We start from the raw sequence: 20,366 nt of genomic DNA on the forward strand, positions 1-20,366 counted from the left end.
ACGCGCTCGCCGTTGCCGGCTTCGACGTGGCGGTCGAGGCAGTTGTACGACGCGTTGAGTTCGCCGTCGTCGAACCACTTGTAGAACGGCGCATCGCTCTCGTCGAGCACCTTCGTGAACGGCTTGTGCCAGCTGAGGCCCTCGCGCGCGAGACGCGCCCAGAAGCCTTCGTAATCCTGCTCGGCCTCGGCGGCCAGCGCGCGGTAGGCCGGCATGCCGGAGATGTTGGCGCGCTCGCGTGCGTCGGCCGACGGTTCGAAGATTCGGTGTTCCTGCAGGATCGATACGAGGGCAGTCAAGGTGTTCTCCGTGGAAATCGTTGGTGTGCGGCCTGACTGTTGAAACGCAACTTGCATGCCAATCGAACGGGTATTCGGCCGGAGCGGCGTGCGTGCGCGTTGCAGTGCGGTTCACGTAGATCGATATGCAGTGCAAAGCATAAAAAGACCAGGCACTCGGTGCGCTTGCCGGCCTGCGCGTTGCGTCGAAATGCAGCAGCGGGTGTTGCAGGCGTCAACACGGCACACGATACGCGGCGTGCACGCCGCTGGCCGGACGCCGCGCTACGCGATGAACGACCGGAGCGTGCCGAGCGCGTCGGATGCGCGAAGCCGCGCGAGCGCCGACGCCTCGATCTGCCGCACGCGTTCGGCGGACAGGTTCAACTGGCGGCCGATGTCGCGCAGCGAGCAGCCTTCGTCCGCGTGCAGTCCGTAGCGCAACCGCAGGACCGTCGCCTCGCGCGGCGGCAGCCGGTCGATCGCGGCGGCGATCGTATGGCGCAACTGGGCGGCGCCGGCCGCGTCTTCGGGCGACGGCGACGACAGGTCCGGCGCGACGTCGGCGAACGTCATGTCGCCTTCCGGCGACACCGGCAAATCCGCCGACACCGGCTCCTTCACGATCGCCATCAGGTCGCGCACCTTGTCGACCGGCTCGCCCATGTGGACGGCCAGTTCGGCCGGCGTCGCGGCCGTGCCCGTGCGTTGCCGATGCTCGCGCGCGAGCCGCGTCAGCTTGTTCAGCGCGTCGACCGTATGCGTCGGCACGCGGATCGTGCGGCCGAGGTCGGCGAGCGCATGCGTGATCGCCTGCCGGATCCACCAGGTCGCGTAGGTCGAGAAACGGAAACCGCGCCGGTAGTCGTAGCGCTCGATCGCCTTCAACAGGCCGATGTTGCCTTCCTGGATCAGGTCGGCGAACGCCAGGCCGCGATCGGGATAGCGCTTCGCGATCGACACGACGAGCCGGAGGTTCGCGTCGAACAGTCCGGTCCTCGCCGGCTGCATCGCGCGCTCGATCGCGGCGAGCCGCGCATCGAGCGACGCGGTCGCGCCGGGCGGCAGCGCCGACGCCGGGGCATCGCGCACGATCGCGGCGCGTGCGTCGACGAACTCGGCCGCGCGCCGCGTCAGCGTCGGCCCGCAGGCCGGATGGGCGGCGATGCACGACGCGAGCCAGCCCGCGTGGTCGTCGTCGGTCGACCGCGCAAACGACGGCGGGACGCCCACGTCGGCCAGCATCCGCGCCAGCCGGCCCCGCAGCGCGCGCTGCCGGCATGCGCGCTTGCGCAACGGTTCGCTCATCCGTTCGAGTGCGCGGGCGGACAGGCTCACCGTGCCGAGCAGCGCCGCGACGTCGCGGACTTGCGCGCGATACGCGGCGGAAGCGCTGCCGCCCGACAGCAGCGCCGCGCGCATGCCGCCGGCGAGCGCGTCGATGCGGGCGAGCCGTGCCACGACGGCGTCGCGCCAGGCAGAATCCTCCGGTGGCGTCTCGTCGTCGCGTGCGGGTTCGCCGGTGGAAGCGGCCGTAGCGTCCGCATCGACCCTGTCCGCCGGGCGGTCGTCGCGCGGGCCGTCGGCGAGAAAGATCACGTAGGTCGATGCGGCGGTCCGGCATTCGGCGATCTCGGTGCGGATCGACACCAGCGCGTCGAGTGCATCGGGATCGCCGCACAGCACCGCGACCGACGCCGCGCGGCCGCGCTCGATGCGCTGCGCGTAGGTGAATTCCTCGTCGCGCGTGAGGAGCGGTGTCGTGCCCATCTCGCGCAGGTACAGCCGGACCGGGTCGGTCGTGCGCGGCGCGAGCAGGTCGGCCGCGGCGAGCGTGCCGGCGCCGTCGGCCCATGCACGCGCGGGCGGCGCGGGCCGGAAGTAGCGGTCGAGCGTCCAGCCGCTCGCGGTATCGGCGCTGTCGCACACGGCGATGCCGAGTTCGGCGAGCACCGCGGCGGCGGCATCGATGCCGCCGTCGCCCGCATCGTCGTCGGGCAGCGCGTCGATGATGTCGCCGCGCGTGACGAAGCCGCGCGACAGGCCGGTCGCGATCAGCGCGTGCAGATGCGCGACGGCGTGCGGCGGCGCGCCGTCGGCGATGCCGGCCGCGGGCGCCGGTGCGTGCCGCGCCGGCATCCCGTCGCGCGACGCGTCACGCGCGCTTCGCATACACGTTGCACCAGCCGTCCGCCGCGACCAGCTTGCCGCCGAACATCGGACACGTGCCGGCGGCATCCGCCGCTTCGCCCTTGTAGAAGCGGCAGTTCACGCAGCGCTGGCCGGCCTGGTATTTCGGGAACTGCGCGGCGTCGACGCTGGACGCACGCGCGCGATAGCCGAGCGTCTTCGCGGCGGCGTCGTTCTCGTCGACGAGCGGCGGCGCCGCGAGTGCCGTGCGTGCGGCGGCGAGCGTCGCGCACAGGCCGATGGTATGGATGATGAAGGTTCTGCGGGAGGTCGGGTACGTCACGGTCGTTTCCTGGTGAAGATGAAATCGTGGGGAAGGGCGCGGCCCGCATCGCGTGGCGGAGCCGCTTGCCCCGGTGTTACTGGCTCGCGTCCTTGTGCGCGGCGGGACCGGCAATGAGCGGCGCGGTCGATGCGTGGGCGGTATCGGCCGTCAACTTGCTCTTGCCGGCGGCATAGCCGTTCGACGCGAGCAGGAAGGCCATCAGGTCCGCGTAGTCTTCGTCCTTCAGCTTGCCGGGCTGGTCCGCCGGCATGTTGGTCGCCATGTAGCCGAACACGCCGCCGATCGTCAGGTGCGAATGCGACAGCGGCGCGAACGACGGGCCGCTCAGCGCGGGCGCGGTGTTGCCTTCGAGGTCGGCGCCGTGGCACTTCGCGCACGCATTGCCGTAGATTTCCTTGCCGTGTGCGACCTGGGCCGCGTCGAACGTCGGCGCGGCGTCGCCGGTGCTCGCGGCGACGCGGATGAAGCCGCCTGCGGGCACGTTGCGCGCGCGCAGCAGGCTACCGGGCGCGCGGCCTGCGCTCGCCGTCGCGCCGTCGAGGAAACGCGACGGCGTGCTCGACTCGTGCGCTTCGAGCGCGCTGCCGGGCAGCGCCCACTTGCGGGTCAGCGCGGCCAGCCGGCCGTTGTCCTTCATCCGCGTGAGTGCCGCGTCGATCCGCTGCTGCAACGCGGCCGAGCGCGGCGCGAACGCGAACGTGAGCTGCCACTCCGCATACGGCGACGCGGTCGCGCCGATGCGGAACGCCTGTTTCGGATGCGCGGCCTGGTACGCGACGACCGCCGGATACCAGACGATCGCGCGATGCGCGCGGCCGCGGGCGACCGCGTCGACCGTTTGCTCGGACGTGTTCTCGAGATCGAAGCGCGCGTTCTTCTGCTGAACCGCGATCAGTTGCGCGGGGCTCGCGTAGGTGGCCGCGACGATTTCCCGGCCGGTCGGCGGCGTGCCGGCGTCGCGGCGCGTGACGCTCACGTAGCCCGAGCGCAGGTAGCCCTGCGAGAACAGCAGCTTCGTGTCGGATGCGTCGGCGATGGCCGAGCGCGGGAAGCCGGCGAGCACGTCGCAATCGCGTTCGAGGATGCCGGCGAGTTCGTGCGCGGATACGCCGTCGTCGTCGCTGCCGCCCGCGTCGTGTGCGGCGAAGCTGGCGGCGATGCCGGCCGTGCGGAACACCTCGCGGGCGACGGCCTTGTCGAGCGCGGCCGTCGGCGTGCCGGGCAGCGAGCAGACGCGTACCGCCGTCGCGGCCGTGGACGGCACCGGGGTCAGCGCCGTGCCTACCGCGAGCGCACAGGCCACGGCGAGGCGGGAAAGTCGGAGGTTCATGATCGTACGCTCGGTTGAAAAGGAGAAGGGAGGCGGCACCCGCGCCGGCGGCGCGGGTGCGATGCGGTTGAACGGACGTCGATCAGCCGCGGTCGAGGGCGAACACGTACAGCGTGCCGCCGCGCGGCACGTCGTCCGCCGCCTTGGCCATCGGGCCGCCCCAGATCGGATTGGCGCCGCCGTAGCCGGCGAGCACTGCTACGTACTCCTTGCCGTCGACTTCGAAGACGGACGGCTGCGCGATGATCCCGCTCGCGAGCTTCGGGCTCTCCCACAGCACCTTGCCGGTCGACACGTCGAACGCGTACAGGTGGCCGTCGAGCGAGCCGCTGAACGCGAGGCCGCTCGCGGTCGTCGCGACGCCGCCGTTCCACGGCAGCTTGCTCCAGTGGCTCCACACCTTCTTGCCGGTGTTCACGTCGATCGCCTGGAGCTCGCCGTAGCCTTCGCTGCCCGGCTCCGGCTTGATCTCGAAGCCTTCGCCGAGATACGGCAGCCCTTCCATGTAGTTGACCGACTTGCCCGACAGGCTCATGCACGCATGCAGCGCCGGGACGATCGCGAGATGGCGCACGGGGTCGTACGACATCGACCACCAGTTCTTGCCGCCGAGGAAGCTCGGGCACGTGTCGATCGTCGTGCCGACCTTCGGATACTTCGCGGGATCCTGGATCGGCGCGCCGTCTTCCGTGTAGCCGGTGACCGACGTGGCCTTCACGAACGGCTCCGCATAGATCAGCTTGCCGGTGTCGCGGTCGATCGCATGGAAGTAGCCGTTGCGGTCGGCATGGACGATCGCGTCGTGTTCCTTGCCCTTGTACTTGATCGTCGCGAGCACCGGTGTGTTGACGCCGTCGTAGTCCCAGGTGTCGTGCTTGGTGTACTGGTAGTGCCACTTGAGGTCGCCGTTCTTCGGATCCAGCGCGAGCAGCGAATCGGAGTACAGGTTGTCGCCCGGCCGCAGGTCTGCGAGCCACGGCCCCGGGTTGCCGACGCCCCAGTACAGCGTGCGCGTCGCCGCGTCGTAGGTGCCGGTCAGCCAGGCCGGTGCGCCGCCGTGCGCCTGCATGCCGTCGGGCCAGGTATCGGCGTGCTTCTCGCCCTGGCCGGGGATCGTGAAGCGCTTCCACAGCAGCGAGCCGTCGTTCGGGCTGAGCGCCGCGATGAAGCCGCGTGCGCCGTATTCGCCGCCCGAGCTGCCGACCACGATCGCGCCGTCGAGCGCGAGCGGGGCGAGCGAGAACGCGTAGCCGAGCCCCGGTTCGAACATCTGCTTCTTCCACACGAGCGCGCCGGTCTGCGCGTCGAGCGCGGCCACCTCGCCGCTCAGCATCGCGACGTAGACGTTCTTGCCGTATAGCGCGACGCCGCGGTTCACGACGTCGCAGCAGGCCGTCTTGAACGATTCCGCGCCGAGCTTCGGTTCGTATTTCCACAGCTGCGCGCCGGTGGCCGCGTCGAACGCGTACACGTTGTCCTTCGGCGTGGTCACGAACAGGTAGCGGCCGTTGACGATCGGCGTGGCCTCGAAACCCTGCTTCAGCTCGGCCGGAAACTTGTAGCTCCACGCCTGCGTGAGCTGCTTCACGTTCGACGCGTCGATCTGCTTGAGCGGCGAATGCGCCTGGCCGCTGTACGTGCGGTAGTAGGTGAGCCAGCCCGGATCGCGTTGTGCATCCGTGAGCCGCTGGTACGTGACGGCCGGATAATCCGCGGCAGCGTCCACCAGGCCGGGATTCAAGGCGATCGCCGCCGCCGCCGCGATGCCGATCGTTGCCAGTCGGCTCGTCGAAGCCGAGAGTTTTTTCATGGTTGTCTCCTGAGTCATTGTGGTCGCACCGCGGCCAACACATGGCCGGGCCGGCAGGGTGGGGATCCGGGTCCAGTGCGCAGCCAGTCACGCAAATCGCATGCCACTGCGGCGCGCGCCTTGCCGGGCAAGGCGCAGCGGCCGATTGCGCGCGTTGCGGCGACGCGGGCGGCGCGGCGCGGGTGATCCGCGGGTGTTGCGTTCGGGGACAGCCGCGGGCCGAGTGTTGCGAAACATGACAACGCCGTGAGCGGACGGGAGCCGCGCGCATGCGATACGTGGCGCACGGCCAATCGCGGCGGTCATGCGCGAGGGCATGCCTGAATGAATGACGGTGCGGCGCAGGGACGGCGATCGTCGTCGACTGTGTGAGTCGATGGCGCGCCGTTACCCGGTGCGACGCACGCATGCAACGGACCGCGCGCCCACGGCGGCGCGCCCGATCCGAACGACGATCGCGCATACGACTGCGCGAGCGCCGTACCGTTGATCCAAATTGACACAGGTGCAACAGCGGTGGCACGAACTGCAACAGGTCGGCGGTTGCGGATCGACGCGTGGCGGCTTCGACCGGCGCCAGGCGGGCGATGCGGGCATCGGCATGCTTCTTGCCGTTCGAACCGGCAACGATTCCGCGCAGCGAGAAACCACCATGCCCGTCCCGATGCCGTTCGATGCCCACCGCAGGTCCGACCGCCGCCGCGTGGTCGCGCTCGCATACGGCATCGCGCCGGTCGGCGCGGACGCGGCGACGATCGCGATGTCGCAGGCCGTGCGCGCACGCGAACCGCTGCACGCGGTCGCGCTGGCGGTATTCGCCGTCCATGCGGCCATCACGGTCGCGCTGTGGCATGTGTGCGTGCCCGCTGCACGCCCGACGCTGCCTCGTCCGCTCGCCGTCGAGGTGGACGCGAGCGAATCCGCGCGGGTGGCCGAACCGGGCGAGCAGCGCCGTACGGATCGCGCAACACCGGTTCCTCCCGTGCACGGGCCTTCGCATGCGCGCCGCGAAACGGTCATGCCTCGGGAGATTCGGCCGAACCCGACGGTGCCGCGTCGGGTCGATCGCACAAGTCCTTCGCGCCAGCCCCCGGCCGCAACCGCCGTGGCGCGGCCGGACGGCGAATTGGAGCGAGCCGGGGCGGTACCGGAACCGGCGTCGCCGGCCGCCGCACACGCATCGGCCGATACCGCGACGGTGCCTGCGCACGCGGCGCCCGCCGCACCATCGGCAACCGCGCCCGAACCCGTCACCGCACCGCGGTTCGCGGCGGCGTACCTGCGTAATCCCGCGCCCGACTATCCGGACGTCGCGCAGCGGCGCGGCTGGGAAGGCACCACATTGCTGAACGTGCATGTGCTCGCGAGCGGCCGGCCCGACCAAGTCCTGCTGTCGGCGAGCAGCGGACACGACGCGCTCGACGAGGCGGCCGTCGCGGCGGTCACGGACTGGCGCTTCGTGCCGGCGAAACGCGGCACGGAATCGATCGACGGCTGGGTCAGGGTGCCGGTCGTGTTCAAACTCGGAAACTAGGGAGTCCTTCATGCCTGACTACATCCACTACGCGGTCGTCGGCGCGTTTGCGCTCCTCGCGGTGCTGTCGGCGCTCACCTGGACGCTGATCGTCGTCAAGGCGCTGCTGCATGCGCGCGTCGTGCTCGGCAACCGCCGCTTTGCCGCGGGCTGCGGCGATCGCGCGGCACTGTCGATGCCGACGGACGACGAGGCGGCCGCCAGCTCCAACGCGCGCCTGCAGCGCGCCGTGTGTGCCGCATTGCGCGATCTCGACGCACCCGAGCCGCACGCCCCGGCCACATTGGTTGCGTGGGACCGCCGCGACCTGCTCGAACGCACGCTCGCTCGCGCGATCCGGCGCGAACGGCGGCCGCTCGAGCGCGGGCTCACCGTGCTCGCGTCGATTGCGAATGTCGCGCCGTTCGTCGGGCTGTTCGGCACTGTGTTCGGCATCGTCCACACGTTGCAGTCGATGACGGCGTCGGCCACGAACGGCATCGATGCGATCGCGGGGCCGATCGGCCAGGCGCTGGTCGCGACCGGGATCGGGATCGGCGTCGCGATTCCGGCGGTGCTGGCTTACAACCTGTTCCTGCGGCAGCTCAAGACCGTGACGGCCGGGCTCGACGAGTTCGGGCAGGACCTGATCGCGCTGGCCGAACAGCGCCGCTTCCGGATCGACGCGCCGGTGCATGCCGCGCTGCCGGCGGCAAGCAATGCGGGCGTGCGCCGGGCGGCCGTATGAGGACGGACGAGCGCGAAGCCGACGCGGGCGAACCGCTCGGCGAGATCAACGTGACGCCGCTCGTGGACGTCGTCCTCGTGTTGCTGGTGATCTTCATGGTCGCGGCGCCGCTGATGACGCATGCGATCCGCGTCGACCTGCCGAAGGCAGCCGCGCCCGCGCGCGACCCGCGTGCAGCGACCGTCACCGTGACCGTCGACGCGCACGGCGCGATCCGGATCGACGGCACGCCGGCCGCGCCGGCCGAGGTCGAAGCCGTGCTGACACGCCGCGTCGCGCACGACCCGCAGACGAGCGTGAGCCTGCACGCGGACCGCAACGAGCCGTTCGGCACCGTGGCCGGCGTCATCGCGTCGATCGGACGCGCGCGTGTTGCGCATGTCGCGATCGCGACGGCGGACGGCGCTGCCGGGCCGGCGCCATGAAGCGAACGATGCCGGCGGAGATCACCGTCGACTTGTCGTTACGGACAACGATATAACGACGCGACGACAAGAAAAGAGGAGACGCGGAGATGAAGGAAACCGATGGGGCGAAGCGCCGCTTCGCCGCACGGCGCGCGGGCGTGACGCTGTGCTGCGGCGGCATGCTCGGCGGCTGGCTCGCGCCCGCGTCGGCGCAGGTCGAACCGGCCGGCAACGCCGATGCGCCGACGCTCGCTCCGATCGTCGTCGTCGGCACGACGCCGCTGCTCGGGATCGGCACGCCGCTCTCGCGCGTGCCGGCCAACGTGCAGACGATTCGCGGCGAGGACCTCGCGCGCCAGCACGACAGCGTGCTGACCGACTACTTCGAGAAGAACGTCTCGAGCGTCGACATCAACGAGGCACAGGGCAATCCGTACCAGACGGATGTGAACTACCGCGGCTTCACCGCGTCGCCGGTGGTCGGCACGCCGCAGGGGCTGTCGGTGTTCGTCGACGGCGTGCGGGTCAACGAGCCGTTCGGCGACGTCGTGAACTGGGACCTGATCCCGCAGGCGGCGATCGACACGATGCAGCTGATCCCCGGTTCCAATCCGACCTACGGCCTCAACACGCTCGGCGGCGCGCTCGCGATCACGACGAAGAACGGCAGGACGAGCCCGGGCGGCGCCGCGCAGGTATCGATCGGATCGTGGGGACGCAAGACCGCGCAGATCGAGCAGGGCGGACGCATCGGCAGCCACCTCGACTATTACGTGACGGGCAACGTCGCGAACGACAACGGCTGGGCCGATCACAACGCGAGCCGCGTGCGGCAGGGCTTCGGCAAGCTGCGCTACACGGACGCCGATACGACGCTGTCGATCTCGGCCGGCGGCGCGGACAACGCGCTGCAAGGCTCGCAGACGATTCCGCGCACGTTTCTCGACAATCGCGCGCAGGCCTACACCTATCCCGACCTGAACCGCAACAGCGCCGCGTACGTCACCGTGGCGGGCGACCATTCGTTCGGCGACCACGTGCAGTTGAGCGGCAACGTCTATTACCGGCACTATCGCAACACCAACATCAGCAGCAACGTGAACGACGATTTCGGCAGCGTCGACGGCAGCGGCGCCACCGACACCGTGCAGGCGACCAATGCCCGCTCGGTGATCGCGACCGACAGCTACGGCGCGAACCTGCAGCTGACGCTGCTCGGCAAGCTCGCCGGCATGGACAACCAGTTCGTGGCGGGCGCATCCGCCGATCTCGCGAACTCGGGGTTCGAGCAATCGTCGCAGGATGCGATGTTCACGGCGACGCGCGCGACGGTCGGCATCGGCGACTTCACGCAGACGACGCGCGCGAAGACGCGCAACGCGAACTACGGCGTCTACTTCGACGACACGCTCGCGCTGACGCGGCAATGGTCGCTGACGCTGGCCGGGCGCTACAACGTGTCGCGCGCGGCGATCGAGGACGTGAGCGGCCTGCAGCCGCTGCTCACCGCGCGCCATACGTTCGCGCGGTTCAATCCGGCCGTCGGCGTCACGTGGAATCCGGCGCCGGGCTTCACCGCGTATGCGACGTACAACGAAGGGATGCGCTCGCCGACCGCGATCGAGCTCGCGTGCGCCGATCCGGCCGCGCCGTGCTCGTTGCCGAACGACTTTCTCGCCGATCCGGCGCTAAAGCCCGTGATCGCGAAGACGATCGAGCTGGGCGCGCGCGGCCGGGTGGGCCAGGCGACGACGTGGAGCGCGGCCGTCTACCGCACGACGCTCGACGACGACATCCAGTTCATCAGCAGCAACGGCGGCGCGAGCACGCTCGGTTATTTCCAGAACGTCGGCAAGACGCGCCGGCAAGGCTTCGAACTCGCGGGCCATACGCGGCTCGGGCCGCTCGGCATCGGCGTCAGCTACAGCTATGTCGACGCCAGCTACCGCTCGACGTGGACCGAAAGCAGCGCGAGCAATTCGAGCGCCGATGCGCGCGGCAACATCGTCGTCCGCTCCGGCGACCGCATTCCGGGGATTCCGTCGAGCACCGTGAAGCTGCGGCTCGACTATGCGGCGACGCCGAAGTGGACCGTGGGCACCCGCATCACGTATCGCAGCGGCGTGTTCGCGCGCGGCGACGAGAACAACCAGGACGAAAATGGCAAGGTGCCCGGCTATTTCCTCATCGACCTCGACACGACCTGGCAAGTCACGAAGCAGCTGCAGCTGTTCGCGTCGGTGACCAACCTGCTCGACAAGCGCTATGCGAGCTTCGGGATGCTCGGCCAGAACGTCTTCAATGGTCCTAACCATTCGTTCGACGGGCTCAATGCCGTCAACGAACAGTTCGTCGGGCCGGGCGCGCCGCGCGGCGCATGGGTCGGCGCGCGCTATGCGTGGGACTGAACGGGCGGCTCGGCATGTTGTGGTGCGTCTGCCGCCGCGACGTCGAGCATCTTGCGTACCGCGCGGGCGATGCCACGCGCGAGCGCAGCATCGCTCGCGAGATGCCCGGCCGGTACGCGCTCGACGATGGCGGCCGGCACCGCGCGCGCGAGTCGATCGACGTTGTCGACCGGGCACACGCGGTCGCGCGTGCCGTGCACGGCATGTATCGGCACGCCGGCTTGCGCGGCTTGCCGGGCGAGCGCCAGCAAGCGGCGTTCGCCGAGCCAGCAATGGCGTTGCAGGTAGTGCGCCTGGATCCGGTACTTGTCGATCAGCCGGTCGATCGCGGCTTGCGCCGGCCGCGCGCCGCGCGCCGGCCGCCCGGACAGGATCGCGTCTTCATACGCGTTCCATGCGAGCGCGACCGCGCGCTGCCGCGCCGCGCCGGCGCCCGGCTGGAGACGCCGCGCGCAGCAGGCGATCAGGCGATCGGCGCGCGCGGTGCCGGCGGCGGCCGTCAGGCGCTGCCAGGCCCGCGGCGCGCGTGCGCGTGCACCGACGAACAGGCCGCGCACTTCGCGCGACGACGTGAGGAACAACCCGCGCAGCACGACGCCGGTGACGCGCGACGGATGCCGTCCCGCGTAGGCGAGCGCGAGCGCCGCGCCCCACGACCCGCCGACGACGCCCCAGCGTGCGATGCCGAGCCGCGCGCGCAGCGCGTCGAGATCGCCGATCAGTCGCATCGTGTCGTTGTGACGCAGGCCGCCGCGCGGCGTCGACGCACCCGCGCCGCGCTGGTCGACCAGCACGACGCGTGTGCGCGTCAGGTCGAACAGGCGCAGCACGGCCGGCCGGCTGCCGCTGCCGGGCCCGCCGTGCAGCACGACGACCGGAGCGCCGCGCGGATTGCCGGCTTCAGTCCACGCGATCGTGCATGCATCGCGGGACAGGCGGCGCACGGGGAGGGCGGAGCGTTGGCTGCGTGATGGCGACATGTCGGCCGGGTATAGACGGAGAGGGAAAGGCAATCGCGCGATGCGGCCGCGCCCGACCCGTATCAAGCCAGATTCGCGCCGGCGATGAAGATAGGGATTCGTCCGGGTGGCGGCACGCGTGCGTTTCACGTTATCACGTCGATCACGCGCTCGGGACGCCGCATCGACGGCAAGCCAGTGCCGTCATTTCATTTCCCTTTCAATTTCGGTCGGCGCGGCGATGCAACGAAACCAGATCGTGCGCGCATCCCATCGTGGCCCGATGTTTGCTTGCATCAAGCGCAAACAGTCCGGCAGCGACCGGAAGGATCCCCGGAGGAGACAATGCGCGATGACGTTCATCCGACGGCCAACGCACGGGCCACGCATGCGCCCGGCTGGCCGACGCCGACGATCCAGAAGTCCCATGAGCGGTCCGAGACGTTCGGCCTGCAGGCGTCGGCACGTCCCGACTACGACCTGCTGTCCGGCGCCGCGCTGGCGCTCAAGCGCGAGCAGAACCGCGTGCTGTGCGTGCATGCGATGCCCGTGATGGAGACGCTGCACGAGCAGATCGTCAACACGCAGAGCATGATCGTGCTGACCGATGCGGAAGGGCTGATCCTGCATTCGATCGGCGACGATGACTTCCTGCGGCGCGCGGAGCGGGTCGCGCTGCGCCCCGGCGCGAACTGGGCCGAGAACCGGCAGGGCACCAACGCGATCGGCACCGCGCTCGCGGAGCTGTGTCCGATGGTCGTGCACGGCGACCAGCACTTCCTGGCCGCGAACCATTTCCTGACCTGCTCGAGCGTGCCGATTCTCGATCCGTACGGCGACGCGATCGGCGTGCTCGACGTGACGGGCGACCACCGCAGCTATCACCAGCACACGATGGCGCTCGCGAAGATGTCGGTGCAGATGATCGAGAACCACCTGTTCACGACGACCTTCCAGGAGACGCTGCAGGTGTCGTTCCACGGCCGCCCCGAATTCCTCGGCACGCTGATGGAAGGGATCGTCGCGTTCACCGCGGACGGCCGCTTCCTGTCGGCCAACCGCAGCGCGCAGTTCCAGCTCGGGATGCCGCTCGCCGCGCTGCGCGCGCATACGCTCGCGTCGCTGTTCGACGTGACGAGCGCGCAACTGATCGACCGGATGCGCGCGAGCACCGAGCCGCACGTGTCGCTGAACCTCGGCAACGGCGCGGTGGTCTGTGCGCGCGTGCAGTTCCGGCGCGCGTTGCGGGCCGAGGGCAGCCGGCCCGCCGAGGTGCACGACGGCGCCGCCCCCGCCGCGCGGCCGCCTGCCGCGCAGGGCGCGGCGAGCCTGTCGCGCCTCAGCTATCTCGACACCGGCGATCCGCAGGTCGCGGCGGTGATCGCGAAGGTCCGCAAGGTGATCGGCAAGGACATTCCGGTGCTGATCACCGGCGAAACCGGCACCGGCAAGGAACTGCTCGCGCAGGCGATCCACAACGACTCGCCGCGCCGCGACGGGCCGTTCGTCGCCGTCAACTGCGCGTCGATTCCGGAGACGCTGATCGAATCCGAACTGTTCGGCTATGAGGAGGGCGCGTTTACCGGCGCCCGCCGCAAGGGCGCGACCGGCAAGCTGCTGCAGGCCAACGGCGGCACGCTGTTTCTCGACGAAATCGGCGACATGCCGTATCCGCTGCAGGTGCGGCTGCTGCGCGTGCTGCAGGAGCGCATCGTCAATCCGCTCGGCTCGACGAAGGCGATCGGCGTCGACATCGCGATCATCTGCGCGACCCACCGCGACCTGCGCGAGATGATCGCGCAGAACCGCTTCCGCGAGGACCTGTACTACCGGCTCAACGGCCTCGTCGTACGGCTGCCGCCGCTGCGCGACCGCACGGACCTCGCGGTGGTCGTCCAGAAGATGCTGCAGCGGGAGACGCTGTCGGGGCCCGGCCGCCGGCCGTTGAGCGTCGCGCCCGACGTGATGGCGCTGTTCGAGCGTTGCGCGTGGCCGGGCAACTTCCGGCAGCTCGCGAACCTGCTGCGCACCGCGGCCGCGATGGTCGACGACGACTGCGAGATCCGCTGCGAGCATTTGCCGGACGACTTCTTCGACGACGTGCGGCGCGACGGCGGCCCGGCGACGCAGGGCGCCGCTGCGCCGCCAGCGCTCGCAGCGGAAGCGCCCGTGCCCGCGTTCGCGAACGCGACCGCGGCCGGTGATGCGCGGTTGCAGGACGTGGCCGCATCCGCGATCGCGGCCGCGCTCGCGCGTCATGGCGGCAACGTGTCCGCCGCCGCACGCGCGCTTGGCGTGTCGCGCAACACGATCTACCGCAAGATGCCGGCCGCCGGGCCGGATGCGCTGGAGCCGGACGAACCCTGACGGAAGCCGCGACTGTCACACCGGTGTGTCAGGTTGCAACACCCGGTGTTCAAGGATTCAACACTTGCTCAACCGGCCGCGCGCGTCGCGAACCGTCGCTCGACGGATTCTGAAATGTTCGTGTCGGTAAATCGTAAGGATTCCGGTGCCGTAACCACCCGGCGGTGGCCGCACGCCTGCGCATACGGCCGCGCGACGCAAATCCTGACCCGGCACGCTCCTTGCTGAATGGGTATCGGCCGCTCGATCGATGCGGTTTGTTCGACTCACCAACTCAACAAGGAGACACATCATGCAGTGGACCACCCCGGCTTATACCGACCTGCGTTTCGGTTTCGAAATCACGATGTACATCGCCAACCGCTGATCGACGCGCGCAGTGCCGCCCGCATCGACGGACACGATGCGGGCGGCACCCGGAGCACACGCAGATGAAGATCAAGATACTCGGCTCGGGCGCCGGCGGCGGACTGCCGCAATGGAACTGCAACTGTGGCAACTGCCGTCGCGCGCGGGCCGGCACCGACGGCATCGTGCCGCGCACGCAATCGTCGATCGCCGTCAGCGGCGACGGCAGCGACTGGGTGCTGGTGAACGCGTCGCCGGACATCCTCGCGCAACTGCGCGCCGCCCCCGACCTGCAGCCCGCCCGCGCGATCCGCGACAGCGCGATCGTCGCCGTCGTGCTGTGCGACGCGCAGATCGATCACGTGACGGGCCTGCTGATGCTGCGCGAACGCACGTCGCCGCTACCGCTGTACGCGAGCGCACCGGTGCTCGACGATCTGTCGACCGGGCTGCCGCTCGTGCCGCTGCTCGGCCACTACTGCGGGGTCGACGTCCACCCGATCGTACCGGGCCAGCCGTTCGCGATCGCGGGCGCCGGCGGCCTTCGCTTCACCGCCGTGCCGGTCGACAGCAAGCCGCCGCCGTATTCGCCGCGCCGCGAGGCGAGCGTGCCGGGCGACAACATCGCACTCCTGATCGAAGATACGGCGACCGGCCGGCACGCGTTCTACGCGCCGGGGCTCGCCGACGTCGACGACGGCGCGCGCGCCGCGATGCGCGACGCCGATCTCGTGCTGGTGGACGGCACCTTCTGGACCGGCACCGAGATGATCGACCTCGGCCTGTCGTCGAAGCACGCGGCCGACATGGGGCATCTCGCGCAGTGCGGCGACGCGGCGCGGCCCGGGATGATCGAGCAGTTGCGGCAGTTGCCGGCGCACACGCGCAAGGTCCTCACGCACATCAACAACACGAATCCGATTCTCGACCCAGGTTCCGCGCAGCGCGCGCAGTTGCGCGAGCACGGCATCGAGGTCGCCCACGACGGCATGCAATTCGAGGTCTGACCATGAACGCACCGATTCCCGCCGCGGCGCTGCACGCGACGCCCTGGAGTGCGCAGGAGTTCGAGGCGCGCCTGCGCGCGCTCGAATCGCGCTACCACATCCATCATCCGTTCAACCGGCGCTTGAACACCGGCGCGTGCTCGCCGGCGCAGATCCGCGGCTGGGTCGCGAACCGCTTCTACTATCAGGTCAGCATTCCGCTGAAAGACGCGGCGATCCTGTCCAACTGCCCGGACCGCGACACGCGCCGGCTGTGGGTCGAGCGGATTCTCGACCACGACGGTCACGGCGGCCAGGAAGGCGGGATCGAGGCCTGGGCGCGGCTCGGCGAGGCGGTCGGCATCGAGCGCGCGGAGCTGTGGTCGCTCGCGCACGTGCTGCCCGGCGTGCGGTTCGCGGTCGACGCCTACGTCAATTTCGCGCGGCACGCGCCGTGGCAGGAGGCCGTGTGCTCGTCGCTGACCGAGATGTTCGCGCCGCAGATCCACCTCGACCGGCTCGCGGGCTGGCCGTCCCACTATCCGTGGATCGAGGCGGACGGGCTGCAGTATTTCCGCAGCCGCGTGCCGCTGGCGCAGCGCGACGTCGAACACGGGCTCGCGGTGACGCTGAGCCATTTCACGACACCGGACGCGCAGCGGCGCGCGCTCGACATCCTGTCGTTCAAGCTGGATGTGCTGTGGTCGATTCTCGACGCGATTGAAAAGGCGTACCCCGCATGAACTCCGACGAAGCCGTCAGCGGCGTGCCGCTGCGCCCCTCGCTGAGGGGCATGTACCGCCTGCAGTGGGAGGCGGCCCAGGATGCGTACGTGCTCCTGTATCCGGAAGGCATGGTCCGGCTCAACCCGAGCGCGGGCGAGATCCTCGCGCGCTGCGACGGCAAGCGCGAGCTCGACGACATCATCGACGAGCTCGAGCGGCTGTTCAGCACGTCGGATCTCGCGTCGGACGTCTATCGCTTCCTCGATCATGCGCGACTGCGCGGCTGGCTCGACTGACATGGACATGACACCGCCTCCGAACCGCCCGAGCGCGCCGCTGTGGCTCCTCGCCGAGCTCACGTACCGCTGTCCGCTGCACTGCGCGTTCTGCTACAACCCCGTCGACTTCGCGACGCACGGCGCGGAGCTCGACACCGACGCGTGGCGCACGGTGATCAGCGACGCGCGCGCGCTCGGCGCCGCGCAGATCGGCTTTTCCGGCGGCGAACCGCTGCAGCGCGACGATCTGGAGGTGCTGGTCGAGCATGCGCGGTCGCTGGGTTTCTATACCAACCTGATCACGTCGGGCGTGGGCCTGAATGCCACGCGCATCGGCCGGCTCAAGGCGGCCGGCCTCGATCATGTCCAGTTGTCGCTGCAGGATTCGACGCGCGAGCTGAACGACTTCCTGACCAGCACGCGCACCTTCGACCTCAAGCGCGGCGTCGGGCGGCTGATCAAGTCGCATGGCTATCCGATGGTGCTGAACTGCGTGCTGCACCGGTACAACCTGCCGCACGTCGGCCAGATCATCGAGATGGCGCTCGACCTCGGCGCGGATTTTCTCGAGCTTGCCAACACGCAGTATTACGGCTGGGCGATGCTGAATCGCGACCAGCTGATGCCGACCGCCGAACAGCTGCGCGAAGCGGAGGAAACGGTCAACCGCTACCGGAAGCTCGTCGGCGAACGGTGCAAGATCCTGTTCGTCGTGCCCGACTACTTCGAGCAGCGGCCGAAGGCCTGCATGAACGGCTGGGGCTCGGTGTTCCTCGGCGTCGCGCCGGACGGCACCGCGCTGCCGTGCCATGCCGCGCGCGGCTTGCCGGGCCTCGCGCTGCCGAACGTGCGCGACCGGTCGCTGCAGGAGATCTGGTACGACAGCGACGCATTCAACGCGTTTCGCGGCGACGGGTGGATGCGCGATCCGTGCCGCACCTGCGACGAGCGTCACACGGATCACGGCGGGTGCCGCTGCCAGGCGTACATGCTGGCCGGCGATCCGGCGCAGGCCGATCCGGTCTGCGCGAAGTCCGAACATCACGGCCGGGTCGAACAGGTCGTGCAGTTCGCGCGGCGGGCAGGGCGCGAGGACGAGCGGCCGCTGATCTTTCGCAGTATTGCGAATTCGATCGCGAGCTGAGCGGCAGCGGGCGGCATGTCGGTGAGCCTCACTTGTTCGACCGCTTGACCGCTTGCCGCGCCGCCTGCTCGAGCAGCGCCGCGAACGCCGCTTCGTCGACGCGCAGCCCCCTCGGCGTGCGGCGCACCTGCAGCGCCGCGAGCATCCCGGCCTCGAACGTATCGAGCACCACCGGATGAATGTAGCAGCGCCGGCACACGGCCGGCGTGTTGCGCAAGACCTCGGCGACGGTGCGCACCGTTTCGACGATCTGCTTGCTGGCGTGCGCGACGTCCTGCTGCGGGACGCGCCGCAGCAACGCGAGCGCCTGCACGCTGCCTGCCCACGTCCGGTAATCCTTGGCCGTGAACGCCGCGCCCGCTGCGTCGCGCAGATAGTCGTTCACGTCGCACGAGCCGACCGAATGGCGCGTGCCGTCTTCGTCCAGATACTGGAACAGCTCGTGTCCCGGCAGCTCCGCGCAACGGCGCACGATGCGGCCGACGCGCGGGTCGTCGACCGTCACGTCGTGCTCGATCCCGCTCTTGCCCGTGAAGCGCAGCCGCACCTGGCCCGGACCGATCGTCACGTGGCGCTTGCGCAGCGTCGTCAGCCCGTACGACGCGTTCTCGCGCGCATACTCGGCGTTGCCGATCCGCGCGAGCGTCGTGTCGAGCAGCCGGACGACCGTCGCGACGATCTTCGCGCGCGGCATGCCGGGCAGCGCGAGATCGCGCGCGACGCGTGCGCGGATGCGCGGCAGCGCGCGGGCGAATTCAGCCATCCGTGCGTACTTGTTCGCGTCACGTGTCGCGCGCCACTGCGGGTGATAACGATACTGCTTGCGTCCGCGCGCGTCGCGCCCCGTCGCCTGCAAATGGCCGCGCGGGTCCGTGCAGATCCACACGTCGGTGTAAGCGGGCGGAATCGCGAGCGCGTTGATGCGGGCGATCTCGTCGGCGTCGCGGATCCGCGTGCCGTCCGGCGCGTAGTACGCGAAGCCGTTGCGCAGCCGCCGGCGCGTGTAGCCGGGGCGCCGGTCGTCGACGTGGCGCAGCGGGGCGGCGGACACGTCCGCGTCCGGAGGTGCCGCGCGGGGCGTGCGCGTCTTCATGCTGCGATGCGTCGATCGACGCGCGCGGTCGATCCGCGCATCGGCGCGGCGGGCTCCGCTCGTCGCTGCTGCGGGCATCGTCTTCTCCTTGTCGTTCGCGCGATTCGGAGCGTGACAGCAAGAAGCGTGCGCCGTGCTTGCGGCGCCATGCCGTTACCGTTGCGCCGGCCGACCATGGAGAAAAACAATCCGGGTGGCGTTCTCGTTGATCGCCCCGAGTTCATTTGACGACGCCGCCCCGCCCGCTTAGGTGTTTATACGTATGCCGATACCGATATCGCTTCAATCCAATATTTCATTGGAAGGTTATCGGACTTGTTCCTAGACTGATCCGGGGCGTACATCTCGGGCCGGCCGCAACGGCCGGGCCGCCTCGCCCCGAACCGCGCCCGTGCCACGCAGAACCACAACAGCACGACACGGCACCGCGCCAGGCCGGCGCCGCGGCATACAACGACACCATCGGAGACGGACCATGACATTCATCAGGAAGCTGGCGGCCGGCGCGATCGTCGCCGCGGCGACGGTGCTGGCCACCGGCGCGCACGCGCAGCAAAAGCCGATCACGCTCGGGTTCTCGCAGGTCGGCGCGGAAAGTGCGTGGCGTACCGCGAACACCGTGTCGGTGAAGGGCGCGGCGAAGGAGGCCGGCATCAACCTGAAATTCTCGGACGCGCAGCAGAAGCAGGAGAACCAGATCCGCGCGATCCGCTCGTTCATCGCGCAGAAGGTCGACGTGATCGCGTTCTCGCCGGTCGTCGAGTCGGGCTGGGAGCCGGTGCTGACCGAAGCGAAGGCGGCCCGTATCCCGGTGATCCTGACCGATCGCGGCGTCGAGGTGAAGGATCCGTCGCTGTACGTGACGATGATCGGCTCCGACTTCCTCGAGGAAGGGCGGCGCGCGGGCCACTGGCTGGAAGAGCGCTACAGGAACGATGCGGGCCCGGTCAACATCGTCGAGCTGCAGGGCACGGTCGGCTCGGCGCCCGCCAACGACCGCCGCGCGGGCCTGCTCGAAGTGATCAAGAACAATCCGAAGTTCAAGGTGATCGCGTCGCAAAGCGGCGACTTCACGCTCGCCGGCGGCAAGCAGGTGATGGAAGCGTTCGCGAAGACCTACGGCAAGCAGATCAACGTCGTCTACGCGCACAACGACGACATGGCGCTCGGCGCGATCCAGGCGATGGAAGAGGCCGGCATCAAGCCCGGCAAGGACGTGAGCGTCGTGTCGTTCGATGCGACCAAGGGCGGCTTCCAGGCGATGGTCGCCGGCAAGATCAACGTCGACGTCGAATGCAGCCCGCTGCTCGGCCCGCAGCTGATGACCGCGGTGAAAGACGTGGTCGCCGGCAAGCAGCTGCCGAAGCGCATCGTCACGAACGAGACGGTGTTCCCGATGAGCGTCGCGGCGCAGGTGCTGCCGACCCGCAAGTACTGAATCCCGGCGCACGCGGACGGCGGCGCGTTCGCCGCCGTCCGGCCGCCGCTTCGAATCG

The 20,366-nt window shown here is 69.6% G+C and carries 18 protein-coding genes; 11 read left to right on the forward strand and 7 right to left on the reverse strand.

Annotated elements, in window-relative coordinates; genetic code table 11:
- The 5 genes from DID99_RS28250 to DID99_RS28270 all read right to left on the reverse strand — a co-directional run.
- Window positions 1-356 (reverse strand): acetyl-coenzyme A synthetase N-terminal domain-containing protein (locus DID99_RS28250; RefSeq protein ID WP_409362711.1); only part of this gene is annotated, 356 nt, incomplete at its 3' end.
- Window positions 357-563: 207 nt separating this feature from the next.
- Entirely contained in the window at window positions 564-2,417 is a 1,854-nt protein-coding gene (locus DID99_RS28255; protein ID WP_124668002.1) for a sigma-70 family RNA polymerase sigma factor, read from the reverse strand.
- A gap of 16 nt (window positions 2,418-2,433) precedes the next feature.
- On the reverse strand, window positions 2,434-2,751 hold the full coding sequence (locus DID99_RS28260) for a high-potential iron-sulfur protein (RefSeq protein WP_124489117.1): 318 nt from the start codon (window positions 2,749-2,751) through the stop codon (window positions 2,434-2,436).
- 76 nt (window positions 2,752-2,827) lie between these two features.
- Entirely contained in the window at window positions 2,828-4,084 is a 1,257-nt protein-coding gene (locus tag DID99_RS28265) for a c-type cytochrome (RefSeq protein ID WP_124667970.1), read from the reverse strand.
- 82 nt (window positions 4,085-4,166) lie between these two features.
- Window positions 4,167-5,894 carry a methanol/ethanol family PQQ-dependent dehydrogenase gene (locus DID99_RS28270; protein ID WP_124646677.1) on the reverse strand — a complete coding sequence of 576 codons (1,728 nt, stop codon included), beginning with the start codon at window positions 5,892-5,894 and terminating at the stop codon, window positions 4,167-4,169.
- A gap of 652 nt (window positions 5,895-6,546) precedes the next feature.
- On the opposite strand from DID99_RS28270, the gene DID99_RS37975 reads away from it, so the two are divergent.
- From DID99_RS37975 to DID99_RS28290, 4 genes are all read left to right on the forward strand, one after another.
- Window positions 6,547-7,428, forward strand: a complete 882-nt coding sequence (locus DID99_RS37975; RefSeq protein ID WP_260444718.1) for an energy transducer TonB — start codon at window positions 6,547-6,549, stop codon at window positions 7,426-7,428.
- Window positions 7,429-7,438: 10 nt separating this feature from the next.
- Entirely contained in the window at window positions 7,439-8,155 is a 717-nt protein-coding gene (locus tag DID99_RS28280; protein WP_124667971.1) for a MotA/TolQ/ExbB proton channel family protein, read from the forward strand.
- Window positions 8,152-8,580, forward strand: coding sequence for a biopolymer transporter ExbD (locus DID99_RS28285; RefSeq protein ID WP_124667972.1), 429 nt, complete (start codon window positions 8,152-8,154; stop codon window positions 8,578-8,580). The genes DID99_RS28280 and DID99_RS28285 overlap by 4 nt, the downstream gene beginning before the upstream one ends.
- Before the next feature lie 89 nt (window positions 8,581-8,669).
- Window positions 8,670-10,970: a TonB-dependent receptor gene (locus DID99_RS28290; RefSeq protein WP_124667973.1), complete on the forward strand. Its 2,301-nt coding sequence runs from the start codon at window positions 8,670-8,672 to the stop codon at window positions 10,968-10,970.
- Here DID99_RS28290 and DID99_RS28295 read toward each other — a convergent pair.
- Entirely contained in the window at window positions 10,955-11,950 is a 996-nt protein-coding gene (locus DID99_RS28295) for an alpha/beta fold hydrolase (RefSeq protein WP_124667974.1), read from the reverse strand. The two genes, DID99_RS28290 and DID99_RS28295, sit on opposite strands and share 16 nt — an antisense overlap.
- 324 nt (window positions 11,951-12,274) lie before the next feature.
- Between DID99_RS28295 and DID99_RS28300 the strand changes: the two genes are divergently transcribed.
- The 6 genes from DID99_RS28300 to pqqE all read left to right on the forward strand — a co-directional run bounded on the left by DID99_RS28300 (window position 12,275) and on the right by pqqE (window position 17,777).
- Entirely contained in the window at window positions 12,275-14,296 is a 2,022-nt protein-coding gene (locus DID99_RS28300; RefSeq protein ID WP_124667975.1) for a sigma-54-dependent Fis family transcriptional regulator, read from the forward strand.
- Between the two features lie 292 nt (window positions 14,297-14,588).
- Window positions 14,589-14,663, forward strand: a complete 75-nt coding sequence (gene pqqA / locus DID99_RS28305) for a pyrroloquinoline quinone precursor peptide PqqA (protein ID WP_006410019.1) — start codon at window positions 14,589-14,591, stop codon at window positions 14,661-14,663.
- A gap of 64 nt (window positions 14,664-14,727) precedes the next feature.
- Window positions 14,728-15,651: a pyrroloquinoline quinone biosynthesis protein PqqB gene (gene pqqB / locus DID99_RS28310; RefSeq protein WP_124667976.1), complete on the forward strand. Its 924-nt coding sequence runs from the start codon at window positions 14,728-14,730 to the stop codon at window positions 15,649-15,651.
- Between the two features lie 2 nt (window positions 15,652-15,653).
- A complete protein-coding gene (pqqC, locus tag DID99_RS28315) occupies window positions 15,654-16,373 on the forward strand; it encodes a pyrroloquinoline-quinone synthase PqqC (RefSeq protein WP_124489109.1) in 720 nt (239 codons plus the stop codon).
- Entirely contained in the window at window positions 16,370-16,651 is a 282-nt protein-coding gene (gene pqqD, locus DID99_RS28320) for a pyrroloquinoline quinone biosynthesis peptide chaperone PqqD (RefSeq protein ID WP_124667977.1), read from the forward strand. Before pqqC ends, pqqD begins: the two co-directional genes overlap by 4 nt.
- A gap of 7 nt (window positions 16,652-16,658) precedes the next feature.
- Window positions 16,659-17,777 (forward strand): pyrroloquinoline quinone biosynthesis protein PqqE, encoded by a 1,119-nt coding sequence (gene pqqE, locus DID99_RS28325; RefSeq protein ID WP_124523763.1) that lies wholly within the window; start codon window positions 16,659-16,661, stop codon window positions 17,775-17,777.
- Window positions 17,778-17,805: 28 nt separating this feature from the next.
- Here the strand turns inward: pqqE and DID99_RS28330 are convergent, their stop codons facing one another.
- Window positions 17,806-18,870: a DNA topoisomerase IB gene (locus tag DID99_RS28330; protein WP_124523776.1), complete on the reverse strand. Its 1,065-nt coding sequence runs from the start codon at window positions 18,868-18,870 to the stop codon at window positions 17,806-17,808.
- Window positions 18,871-19,345: 475 nt separating this feature from the next.
- Between DID99_RS28330 and DID99_RS28335 the strand changes: the two genes are divergently transcribed.
- The gene (locus DID99_RS28335; RefSeq protein WP_124667978.1) at window positions 19,346-20,308 is read left to right on the forward strand and encodes an ABC transporter substrate-binding protein; all 963 of its coding nucleotides are present in this window, start codon (window positions 19,346-19,348) and stop codon (window positions 20,306-20,308) included.
- The last annotated feature ends 58 nt before the right edge of the window (window positions 20,309-20,366 follow it).

Origin of the sequence: Burkholderia sp. Bp8986, from assembly GCF_003854225.1 — a bacterium.
Taxonomy (GTDB): domain Bacteria; phylum Pseudomonadota; class Gammaproteobacteria; order Burkholderiales; family Burkholderiaceae; genus Burkholderia.

What these genes read in the sequence shown, in the direction of transcription:
- DID99_RS28255 (WP_124668002.1), bottom strand. Translation starts at nt 2,417, where the DNA reads ATGCCGGCGCGGCACGCACCGGCGCCCGCGGCCGGCATCGCCGACGGC.
- DID99_RS28300 (WP_124667975.1), top strand. Translation starts at nt 12,275, where the DNA reads ATGCGCGATGACGTTCATCCGACGGCCAACGCACGGGCCACGCATGCG.
- DID99_RS28265 (WP_124667970.1), bottom strand. Translation starts at nt 4,084, where the DNA reads ATGAACCTCCGACTTTCCCGCCTCGCCGTGGCCTGTGCGCTCGCGGTA.
- pqqE (WP_124523763.1), top strand. Translation starts at nt 16,659, where the DNA reads ATGACACCGCCTCCGAACCGCCCGAGCGCGCCGCTGTGGCTCCTCGCC.
- DID99_RS28295 (WP_124667974.1), bottom strand. Translation starts at nt 11,950, where the DNA reads ATGTCGCCATCACGCAGCCAACGCTCCGCCCTCCCCGTGCGCCGCCTG.
- pqqC (WP_124489109.1), top strand. Translation starts at nt 15,654, where the DNA reads ATGAACGCACCGATTCCCGCCGCGGCGCTGCACGCGACGCCCTGGAGT.
- DID99_RS28285 (WP_124667972.1), top strand. Translation starts at nt 8,152, where the DNA reads ATGAGGACGGACGAGCGCGAAGCCGACGCGGGCGAACCGCTCGGCGAG.
- DID99_RS28335 (WP_124667978.1), top strand. Translation starts at nt 19,346, where the DNA reads ATGACATTCATCAGGAAGCTGGCGGCCGGCGCGATCGTCGCCGCGGCG.
- pqqB (WP_124667976.1), top strand. Translation starts at nt 14,728, where the DNA reads ATGAAGATCAAGATACTCGGCTCGGGCGCCGGCGGCGGACTGCCGCAA.
- DID99_RS28280 (WP_124667971.1), top strand. Translation starts at nt 7,439, where the DNA reads ATGCCTGACTACATCCACTACGCGGTCGTCGGCGCGTTTGCGCTCCTC.
- DID99_RS28330 (WP_124523776.1), bottom strand. Translation starts at nt 18,870, where the DNA reads ATGAAGACGCGCACGCCCCGCGCGGCACCTCCGGACGCGGACGTGTCC.
- DID99_RS28290 (WP_124667973.1), top strand. Translation starts at nt 8,670, where the DNA reads ATGAAGGAAACCGATGGGGCGAAGCGCCGCTTCGCCGCACGGCGCGCG.
- DID99_RS28270 (WP_124646677.1), bottom strand. Translation starts at nt 5,894, where the DNA reads ATGAAAAAACTCTCGGCTTCGACGAGCCGACTGGCAACGATCGGCATC.
- DID99_RS37975 (WP_260444718.1), top strand. Translation starts at nt 6,547, where the DNA reads ATGCCCGTCCCGATGCCGTTCGATGCCCACCGCAGGTCCGACCGCCGC.
- pqqD (WP_124667977.1), top strand. Translation starts at nt 16,370, where the DNA reads ATGAACTCCGACGAAGCCGTCAGCGGCGTGCCGCTGCGCCCCTCGCTG.